At 66.3% G+C, this 10280-nt stretch carries 7 protein-coding genes; 3 read left to right on the top strand and 4 right to left on the bottom strand.

Going from position 1 to position 10280, the window contains the following annotated elements; all coding sequences use genetic code 11:
- Positions 1–36 precede the first annotated feature (36 nt).
- The 4 genes from otsA to HMPREF3114_RS11600 all read right to left on the bottom strand — a co-directional run bounded on the left by otsA (position 37) and on the right by HMPREF3114_RS11600 (position 6727).
- A complete protein-coding gene (gene otsA / locus HMPREF3114_RS11615) occupies positions 37–1401 on the bottom strand; it encodes an alpha,alpha-trehalose-phosphate synthase (UDP-forming) (RefSeq protein WP_053499175.1) in 1365 nt (454 codons plus the stop codon).
- A complete protein-coding gene (locus HMPREF3114_RS11610) occupies positions 1398–3179 on the bottom strand; it encodes a glycoside hydrolase family 15 protein (protein WP_070489837.1) in 1782 nt (593 codons plus the stop codon). Before HMPREF3114_RS11610 ends, otsA begins: the two co-directional genes overlap by 4 nt.
- A 41-nt stretch (positions 3180–3220) precedes the next feature.
- Positions 3221–3979 carry a trehalose-phosphatase gene (gene otsB / locus HMPREF3114_RS11605; RefSeq protein WP_053499173.1) on the bottom strand — a complete coding sequence of 253 codons (759 nt, stop codon included), beginning with the start codon at positions 3977–3979 and terminating at the stop codon, positions 3221–3223.
- A gap of 312 nt (positions 3980–4291) precedes the next feature.
- Entirely contained in the window at positions 4292–6727 is a 2436-nt protein-coding gene (locus HMPREF3114_RS11600) for a TonB-dependent receptor plug domain-containing protein (protein WP_053501151.1), read from the bottom strand.
- Between the two features lie 214 nt (positions 6728–6941).
- On the opposite strand from HMPREF3114_RS11600, the gene HMPREF3114_RS11595 reads away from it, so the two are divergent.
- The 3 genes from HMPREF3114_RS11595 (at position 6942) to HMPREF3114_RS11585 (ending at position 10163) form a co-directional block, all read left to right on the top strand.
- Entirely contained in the window at positions 6942–7424 is a 483-nt protein-coding gene (locus tag HMPREF3114_RS11595) for a DUF3574 domain-containing protein (RefSeq protein ID WP_021202058.1), read from the top strand.
- Between the two features lie 36 nt (positions 7425–7460).
- A complete protein-coding gene (locus HMPREF3114_RS11590) occupies positions 7461–8318 on the top strand; it encodes an FG-GAP repeat protein (protein WP_070489836.1) in 858 nt (285 codons plus the stop codon).
- A gap of 126 nt (positions 8319–8444) precedes the next feature.
- Positions 8445–10163: a thiamine pyrophosphate-dependent enzyme gene (locus HMPREF3114_RS11585; protein ID WP_053501149.1), complete on the top strand. Its 1719-nt coding sequence runs from the start codon at positions 8445–8447 to the stop codon at positions 10161–10163.
- The last annotated feature ends 117 nt before the right edge of the window (positions 10164–10280 follow it).

Here is a 10280-nt window from a genome sequence, read left to right as displayed (position 1 = left end):
CATAAACGACTTAATCCCCTCCGTCCCCTTTTTTCTTCAGCCTTCCAGCGCGTCGAGGTAGCTGCGGCGCCAGTGGTTGATGTCGTAGGTGCGCAGATGTTCCATCATCGCGTGCCAGCGTTCCTTGCGCCTGGTCAGTGACATCGTCGCTGCGGTGGCGATTGCGTCGGCCACGCCGTCGAGGTCGTGCGGGTTCACCAGCAGTGCCTGCTTCAGTTCGTCGGCGGCGCCGGCCAGCAGTGACAGCACCAGCACGCCGGGATCCTCCGGGTCCTGCGATGCCACGTATTCCTTGGCCACCAGGTTCATGCCATCGCGCAGCGGCGTGACCAGGCCGACCGCCGCCGCTCGGTAGAAGCCGGTGAGCGTGGCATGGGTGAAGTTCTGGTTGACGTAGCGCAGTGGCGTCCAGTCCGGCTCGGCGTGGCCACCGTTGATGTGGCCGGCGATCTGTTCCAATTGGCTGCGCAGCTGCCGGTACTCGGTGACATCGCCGCGCGAGACCGGCGCAATCTGCAGGTAGGTGAGCGAGCCGCGCTGGTCGGGGTGACGCTGCAGGTAGCGTTCGAAGCCGAGGAAGCGTTCGGGCAGGCCCTTGGAGTAATCCAGGCGATCCACGCCGATCGCCAGCTGGCGGTCCCGCAGGCTGCTGCGCAGGTTCTTCACTGCGGCCTTGGTCGCGGCGGTGCCGGCCTGGCGTGCGATCAGGTCGGTGTCGATGCCGATCGGGAAAGCCGCCGCGCGGAATCGGCGCCCACCGGGTGCTTCCAGCTCACCGTTGTCGAGCACGCGGCCACCACCGAACAGGCGCAGGTAGGTCTGGAAGCGATCGGCATCGCGCTGGGTCTGGAAGCCGACCAGGTCGTAGGCGTACAGCGCGGAGAACAACCGCAGGTGGTCGGGCATGGCCTGCAGCAGGTCGGCCGACGGCATCGGAATGTGCAGGAAGAAGCCGATGCGGCAGCCGATGCCGCGCTCGCGCAGCAGTGCGCCGAGCGGGATCAGGTGGTAGTCGTGGATCCAGACGATGTCGTCCTCGCGCAGCAATGGCGCGAGCTTGTCGGCGAACAGCGCATTGACCTTGTGGTAGGTCTCGCGGGTGCCGCGGTCGTAGTCGACCAGGTCCAGCCGGAAGTGCAGCAATGGCCACAGCGTGCGGTTGGCGAAACCATTGTAGTAGCCATCGACCTCGCGCTTGCTCAGGTCCATGGTGACGTAGTCGATGTCACCATCCTTCTGCCGGTGCAGCGTGCCGCTGCCTTCCTTTACGGTCTTGCCGCTCCAGCCGAACCACAGGCCGCCGCGCTCCTTCAGGGCGGCCAGCAGGCCGACCGCCAGGCCGCCTGCGCGGTTCTCGCCGGGCACGGCCACACGATTTGATACCACGACCAGACGACTCACGATGCCTCCTGCCAGGACCGCGACAGGCGCATCGCGGCGGTGATCAGGCCGACATGCGAATAGGTCTGCGGGAAGTTACCCCAGGCCTCGCCGGTGTCGAAGGCCAGATCCTCCGACAGCAGGCCCAGGTGATTGCGCTGCTTCAGCAGCAGCTCGAACATCTCGCGCGCCTCGTCCAGGCGCCCGATGGCGGCCAGTGCGTCGATGTACCAGAACGTGCAGATGGTGAAGCTGGTTTCCGGCTCACCGAAGTCATCCGGAGCGACATAGCGGTACAGCGAATTGCCGTGCTTGAGGTCACGGCCGATGGCTTCGACGGTGGCGATGAAGCGGGCGTCCATCGCGTCGATGAAGCCGATGTCGGCCAGCAGCAGCAGCGAGGCGTCCAGGCGATGGCCACCGAAGGTATCGGTGAAGTGGCCCAGCTCTTCGCTCCACGATTCGGCCATGATGCGCGCGTGGATGGTGTCGGCACGTGTGCGCCAGTAGTGGGCGCGGTCATCGCGCTTCAGCCGCACGGCGATCTTGCACAGGCGGTCGCAGGCGGCCCAGCACATCGCGCTGGTGTAGGTGTGTACCTCGGTGCGGCCGCGGAACTCCCACAGGCCGGCATCGGGTACGTCGTGCAGGGCGAAGGCCTGCTCGCCGAGGGGTTCGAGGCGGGCGAAGGTGTGCGCATCACCCGGGTCCTGCAGGCGCCGGTCGAAGAACAGCTGCGTGGACGCCAGCACGACGCTGCCGTAGACATCGTGCTGGCGCTGCACCCAGGCCAGATTGCCGCGTCGTACCGGGCCCATGCCGCGGTAGCCGGACAGGCTGGGGACCTCATCTTCGTCCAGCTTGGCTTCGAAGCCGATGCCGTACAGCGGCTGCAGCGTGCCGTCGGTGGTGGCCAGGTTGAAGATGTAGCCGAGGAACTGTTCCATCGTGCGCGTGGCGCCGAGGCGGTTCAGCGCCCGCACCACGAACGCCGCATCACGCAGCCAACAGTAGCGGTAGTCCCAGTTGCGCACGCTGCCGGAGGCTTCAGGAATGGAGGTGGTCATCGCCGCGATGATCGCGCCGCTGTCCTCGTACTGGCACAGCTTCAGCGTGATCGCACTGCGGATCACCGCGTCCTGCCATTCCAGCGGAATGGACAGGTAGCGCACCCATTCGCGCCAGTAATCGCGGGTACGCTGGAAGGCCTCCTGCACATAGCCGCTGATCGAACGGTTGAGCGATTCATCCACGCCCAGGATCAGGTGGATGGGATGGTTGAGCACGAACGGCAGGCCATCGCGCACGAAGCGCACCGGCACGTCGGTGGTCAGCCGCAGCACGTGTTCGGGCAGCACCCAGCGCACATGGTTGCTGCCCCAGGTGGATTCCGGAACGCGCGCGCCCCAGTCCGCCAGCGGGCGTGCGCGTACGGTGATGCGCGGGCTGCCAGCCAGCGGACGCACCTGGCGGATCAGGCTGACCGGGCGGTAGAAACGGTCGTTCTGGCGCCAGCGTGGGGCGAAGTCGAGGATTTCCAGTTCGCCGCCGTGCATGTCGCGCAGCACGGTGCGCAGGATCGCCGTGTTGGTCAGGTATTCCTGCTCGCTGCTGGCGAAGTCCTCCAGCTCGATGGCGAAGTCGCCACCGGTCTGCTGGTTGGGGCCGAGCAGCGCACAGAAGGTAGGGTCGCCGTCGAAGGTGGGCAGGCAGCTCCAGACAACGCGGGCACGTTTGTCGACCAGGGCGCCGAAGCTGCCGTTGCCGACCACGCCCAGATCAAGATCGGGTTGGGTCATCACGCGGTACATCTCGGTTGCGGCCGTGGGGGTTGGCCGGGTCAATAGGCATTCTCACGCAGCCAGGCGTGCACGCTGCGTATGTCGGGCAGCGCGAACACCGCCGCGCTGGGTTCACGTTCGCCCACCAGCACGCTCCAGCCATGCTGGCCGTTGGCGGCATCGAAACCGAACTCATCGGTCAGGTCATCGCCGAGGAACACCGGCAGGCGACCGCGGAAGGGCAGGTACTGCATCATCCGAAGCACCGCACGGCCCTTGTCGGTGCCGACGGGCACGAATTCGACTACATGGTCGCCGGGTTGCAGGCGGTAGCTGGCACGGCCCCGCACGTGGCGGTCGGCGAAGGCGCGGACGTCCCTGGCTGCATGCGGCGCGCCGCGCCAGTGCAGGGCCAGGCCGACACCCTTGTCTTCCACCAGCACGCCGGGATGGCCGTGGGCGAAGCGCATCGCCTGCTGGTGCAGTGCGTGCAGCCATTCGGCGGTGTCGTCATCGTGTTCGTCGCGCAGTACGCGACCATCCTGCCCACGCAGTTCATGGCCATGCAGGCCCGCAGCAGGCAGTTGCAGCGGAGCGAACAGTTGATCCAGCTGTTCGAGCGGGCGACCACTGATCAGTGCCACGGCACCTTCCAGGCGGTCGCTGATGCGGCCGATGGCTTCGCGCACATCCGGCAGCAGCTGCACGGCATCCGGGCGTGCAGCGAATTCGATCAGGGTGCCGTCGACATCAAGGAACAACGCGCAGGCGTCATCCAGCAATGGCGGCGGCGGACGCAGGGGGAGCGGTTCAGCCATGACGCCCAGCTTGCCAGCGTGGGCGTGTACGTGGGGTCGAGGGCAGGCTACGGCCTTGCTTCGGTGGGTGCCGACCGTTGGTCGGCACAAAGGGTCAGCCTGCATTGACCCCAGACAGTGCGGACCAACGGTCCGCACCCACCGAGAGCGATCACTTCCGGTGGGTGCCAACCATTGGTTGGCACAAAGGGTCAGCCTGCATTGACCCCAGGTAGTGCCGACCAACGGTCGGCACGAAGGGGAGGCTTGCATGGAACCCAGGCAGTGCGGACCAACGGTCCGCACCCACCGGGAGTGATTGGTCCAATGCAATCAGAACGTATAGCGGACGCGGCCGTAGTAGTACGCACCGTTGCTGCCGATCGGCGACAGCACGTCGTACGGCAGGTTGCCGAAGTAGTGGATATCGCTGTTGGATCGATCCGGATAGTTGTCGGTCAGGTTCTGCCCGCCGAGAGCCACGCTCCACTGCGGGGTGATGCGGTATTCGACTTCCGCATCCAGCTGCCACTCGGCCTGGTAGGTCTGGCGCGGGATGTAGCCGTCTCCGAAGTTGAACACGCGGGTGGCGCTGCCATAACGGTTCACGCGGGTGCTCAGCGACCAGTGGTCGTTGCTCCATGCGGCCGAGAAACTGCCACGTGTACGCGGTGTGGCATCGGTCAGCGTGTTGGTCTCTTCAATCCCGAACAGCACATAATCCGGGTCCAGCGCCTGCAGCTGGGCCGGCGTGGCCAGCACGTTCTTCAGCGTGGTCTTGGTATAGGCATAGGTGCCGGTCAGCAGCAGCTGGCCATCGCCCAGCGACTGGCGCCAGTTGCTCACCAGCTCGGCGCCACGGGTGCGGGTGTCGGCGGCGTTGACGAAGAAGCTGGCACTCTGCAGGCCGCTGACGCCGTAGTTGGCGGCCACGTAGTCGGTCAGCGCATCACCGGTGATGCTCTCCGACAGCGCGATGCGGTCATCGATGTCGATCTGGAAGAAGTCCAGCGACAGGTCGAAATGCTCGCCGATGCGGCTGGTGAAACCGAGCGAGGTGTTCAGCGATTTCTCTGGCTTCAGGTTCTGGGCCCCCAGGCCGCGTGCGATCGGATTGTTGACCGACAGCAGGCGGCCCTGCACCAGCTGGCCACCTGCGTTGTAGCCGGTGGAGGTGGACTCGTAGCCGATCTGTGCCAGCGACGGCGCGCGGAAGTTGTTGGAGATCGCGCCGCGCAGCGCGAACGCCGGGGTGAACTCATAGCGCAGGCCGAGCTTGCCGGTCAGTTCGCCGCCGAAGTCGTCGTTGTGCTCGTAGCGCGCGGCCAGGTCGGTGGAGAACTTCTCGCCGAACTGGCTGGACAGGCTGGCATAGGCGCTGGCCACATCGCGCGACAGGCGCGCCGCATCCTGCGGGGTCAGGCCGCCACCGGCCTGCGAACCGGTCGGGCGGTCGGTGTACGGGCCGGCCGCATAGCTGGCCGGGTCGCCGGGGCGGGTCTGGTAGCGCTCATGGCGTGCTTCCACGCCCAGGCCCAGCGTGTGGCTGATGCTGTCGCTCTGGGTAAACACGCGGCTCAGATCGAGATTGCCCACCGTCTGTGCGTACTGGTAATCGGCGGTCTTGAAGCGGGTCGGGCTGGTCGGGCCCAGCGACGCGTTGAGCGAATCACGCAGGCGATAGGTGAAGTCGTTCTGGCCGTAGTCCAGGCTGCCGTCGTAGCTCCATTCACTCCACTGCCCGCGCACGCCGGCCACGGCCTGCACGTCGCGGTTCTCACCTTCGGAGATCGGCCGGTAGCCGTTCGGATAGACCTGCTTCCAGTTGGCATCGCCATCGGGATAGCGGAAGTAGTTCGCGCCTTCGGTGTCGCGCTGGTTGAAGGTGCCGAACGCGTAGAACGTCGAGGTCTGGCCGACCGGAATCTCGGTGTTCAGCCACAGGTTGATGTCCTTGCTCTTGCCATCGCCCAGCACATAGTTGCGCTTGCCCTGCAGCACCAGGTTGCCCGGAGTCTGGTCCCACGGCGGAATCTGGTCGAAGCCGGCGCGGTTGGTACCGTTGCGGTGCTTGTATTCCAGGCCGACGCGCAGGAAGCCGCCGTCTTCGCCCAGCGAGGTGCCGACCTTGGCGCTGAGGTTGCCGGTCTGGCCATCGGTGAGGGTGCGGCCGATCGGCTTGAGGTCGGTGTGGTTGGCACCGTAGCTCGCCTCGATCTCGCCGCCGTCACCGCCATTGTCGAGGATCACGTTGATCACGCCGGCCACGGCGTCCGAGCCGTACAGCGCCCCGGCGCCATCGCGCAGCACTTCAATGCGCTTGATCGCGCTGACCGGAATCGAATTGAAATCGACCGGAGTGGTGCCCTTGCCGATCTTGCTGTCGGTGTTGACCAGCGCGGTGTGGTGGCGGCGCTTGCCGTTGACCAGCACCAGCACCTGGTCCGGCGACAGGCCACGCAACTGCGCGGCGCGCACATGGTCGGCGCCACCGGAGTTGGACTGGCGCGGGAAGTTGAACGACGGCAGCAGCGCCTGCAGCGCGCTGCCCAGCTCACCGTTGACCACGCCCGCCTTGCGGATGTCCTCGGCGGTGAGCACATCCACCGGCGAGGTGGATTCGAGCACGGTGCGGTCGGCGGCACGGGTGCCGGTGACGATCACCGTATCCAGGTTGGTGGCGTCCTGGGCCAGGGCCGGGGCGGCGGCGGAGGAAAGCGCGAGGGCGATGGCGAGGCCGAGCGGCGACGCGAGCAGGCGGGCGGACATGGGGGCTCCAGCAACAACGACGACGGGGGAAGGGGAGATGGTTTCACTTACATCCATCCGGATGAAGCGATATATTATCTTCGCGTGATGACCGGTGCGGATGCAAGCCCCTGCCGGTCCGGCATGAGCTGATGCCCGGTTGGCATCAGCACGCCGGGCCGGTGGCGCTGTACGCTGCCGGCTCGCCTTGTCCCCCTTCCCCGGAGCTGTACCGATGAAACACCTTGGCCTCGTCTTCGCCGTGCTGTTGGCCACCAGCGGCTGCGCCAGCCTCTCATCGCAGGCGCCCAGCGCCTATGCCACGGCCACTACCGCCGAACTGAAGGGCGACGCCGCGCGCCCGTCTTCCGCGCACGGCTGGGTGCGCAGCGAGCTGTACTTCGGCGTAGGCGAGGAGCAGGGCGCCGGCAACCGCCCGCAGGCCGACACCATCAGCGACGCGCAGTGGCGCACCTTCCTGGACAAGGAAGTGACCCCGCGCTTCCCGGATGGCCTGACCGTGTTCGATGCCTATGGCCAGTGGCTGTTCCGCGGCGATGCCGCGCCCAACCGCCTGCGCACCAAGGTGCTGGTGGTGCTGCATGAGGACACCCCGCAGCGCCGCGCCGATATCGAAGCGATCCGCCTGGCGTGGAAGCAGCAGACCAGGCATCAGTCGGTGCTGTGGTCGCGGCAGCCGGTCGAGGTATCGTTCTGAGTTGAAGGTGCCGCTGCGGTGCCGCAGGGAGCAATGATGAACTACAGGGAATGCCTGCTGGGCCTGGTGTTGGCCGGCACGCTGGCACCGACGGCGCACGCCGGTGGGGACGACGGCGAAACCTTGCGCTTCCAGGTGGCCGCGCACGTGCAGGCACAGGCCGATCCCCTGCAGGACGGCAGCATTGCCGTGCAGCTGTCACCGTCGGGCAAGCGGCAGACGCTGGCCGGCGCGGCGGATGCCGACGGCACTTCGCGATGGTCGCTCGAAGATGTCGATTCCGATGGTTACCCGGAACTGGTCGCACGCGCCCCGGTCGGCATGGTCAACGAAGCGGTGGCGGTGTACCGGTTCGATCCCGCCAGTGCCGGGTTCCGCGCGCTGCGGGCTGCAACCCACGGCAGGGAGAGCTGCGGCGAGCTGATGGGCCTGATGGTCGACCACCTGAGCCGCACCCTGACCAGCAGCTGTCGCAGCGGCCCGATGTGGTACACCGACCAGTATCGTTTTGCAGGCGCGACACTCTATCTGTACCGCGCCGAGAGCGTGCTGATGCTGGGCGATACGGTGAACGCCGCGCTGCAGTGGGAGCAGGCCGACGAGCAGGGGTCGCTGGCCGTCTGGCGCACCTATGATCCCGCTGGCCGTGTGCTGGAAAGTGCCATTGCCGATGGCCTGGGCGCACCGCCGGATGGACCGTTGCGCGGCCAGCAGGCCACCGTGGTACCCGCGCGCCTGTTCCTGTTCGATCGACCCGGCGCGTCCAGCACCAAACGTTACCTGGTGCAGGGCGATCGCGTGGAATTGCAGGATGAACAGAACGGCTGGGTGAAGCTGCGCTATCGCAGCCCGAATCACGGCGACGTGCTGGGCTGGATCAACGTCAACGACTAAAAGGGGACGGAGGGAATTAAGTCGTTTGTGGCACAAGCGACTTAATTCCCTCCGTCCCCTTTTTTTGCGGAGGCATCACTTCATCGGGTCTAGCCTCGGGGGTTCCCCCGTTCGAGGATGTATCCGATGAGCAAGCGCGTGGCCGAAATCGTGGTGGACGCCCTGCAGCAGGCTGGTGTCCGCCGTTGCTACGGCATCGTGGGCGATACGCTCAACCATGTGACCGATGCGATGCATGGCAGCGAGATCGCCTGGGTGCACGTGCGCCATGAAGAAGTGGCAGCGTTCGCTGCCGGCGCCGATTCGCTGGTGAGCGGCGAGTTGACCGCCTGCGCGGGTTCCTGTGGTCCCGGTGGCCTGCACTTCATCAACGGCGTGTTCGAGAGCAACCGCAACCGTGCGCCGATGGTGCTGATCGCCAGCCAGGTGGTGACCAGCGAGCTGGGCATGGAATTCCCGCAGGAAGTGGATTTCAAGGCGGTCTATGGCAGCTGCACGGTGTTCTGCGAGCAGGTGCACAGCCCGGAGCAGGCGCGACGCGTGGTGGCCCTGGCCTGCCAGGCCGCGATCAGCCGCCGTGGCGTGGCGGTGGTGATCCTGCCGGCCGATATCAGCCAGGCCGAGGTGAAGCACGACGTGCCGTTCTCGGTGCATTACACCCAGCCGGTACTGCGCCCCTCCGACGCCGAGCTGCAGCGCATCGCCGAGCTGCTGGGGCAGGGCAAGCGCATCGGCATCTACGCCGGTGCCGGTTGCCAGGGTGCGCACGCGCAGCTGCTGGAGCTGGCCCGGCGCTTGCAGGCCCCGATCGCGCATACCTCGCGCGCGAAGGATTTCGTCGAGCCGGACAACCCGTACAACATGGGCATGACCGGCATCTTCGGCATCGAGTCCGGCTTCCACACGCTGATGGAGTGCGACACGCTGCTGCTGCTCGGCGCCGACTTCGCCTGGGGCCAGTTCTACCCGGACAAGGCCACCATCATCCAGGTCGACCGCGATGGCAGCCACCTTGGCCGCCGCCACCCGGTGAACCTCGGCGTGGTCGGCGATATCGCACCGACGCTGGATGCATTGCTGCCGATGCTGCCGCCGCGCGAGGACAGCAGTTTCCTGGACGAGTGCATCGAGCATCGCGACAAGGCGCTGAAGAAGCGCGAACAGGAAGAGCAGCCGGGCGAAGGCGAATTGATCCATCCGCAGCACCTGACCGCGCTGCTCTCGAAGCACGCTACCGAGGATGCACTGTTCACCGCCGACGGCGGCTCGCCGATGGTGTGGGTGCTGCGCCATATCCGCGTGAACGGCAGCCGCCGCACGTTGACCAGCCTGCTGCACGGCACGATGGCCAACGCGATGCCGCAGGCGCTGGGACTGCAGAAGGCCTTCCCCGGCCGGCAGGTGATTTCACTGTCCGGCGATGGTGGCCTGGCAATGCTGCTGGGCGACCTGTTGACCGCGGTACAGGAGAATCTGCCGATCAAGGTAGTGGTGTTCAACAACGGCTCGCTGAACTTCGTCGAGCTGGAGCAGAAGGTGGAAGGCCTTCTGGATAACTACACCGACCTGAAGAACCCGGACTTCGGCCGCCTGGCCGAAGTGATCGGCTTCCATGGCCGCACGGTCACCCGCAGCGAGGATCTGGAGGAAGCGGTGCAGGATTTCCTGTCGCAGCGCGGCCCGGCATTGCTGGATGTGCACACCAGCCGCGCCGAGCTGGTGATGCCACCACAGATCGAGGCCAAGCAGGTGGCCGGCACGGCGCTGTATGCGGCCAAGGCAGTGTTGAACGGTCGCTTCGATGACGTGAAGCATCTGCTGGTGGACAACTTCCTGAAGAAGTAGGGGGGCGATGCAGGGCTGCGCCCTGCACCCGCGGTAGGGCCGGCCGCTGGCCGGCAACATCAGCAGCAACAGCAACAGCAGGGTATCCGTGGGATGGCGGGGTGGGTCCGGTTGCGG

Source organism: Stenotrophomonas sp. HMSC10F07 (assembly GCF_001807895.1).
Taxonomy (GTDB): domain Bacteria; phylum Pseudomonadota; class Gammaproteobacteria; order Xanthomonadales; family Xanthomonadaceae; genus Stenotrophomonas; species Stenotrophomonas sepilia.
The sequence above is the reverse complement of the archived record's forward strand: the minus strand, read 5'-3'. Positions and strand labels throughout refer to the sequence as shown.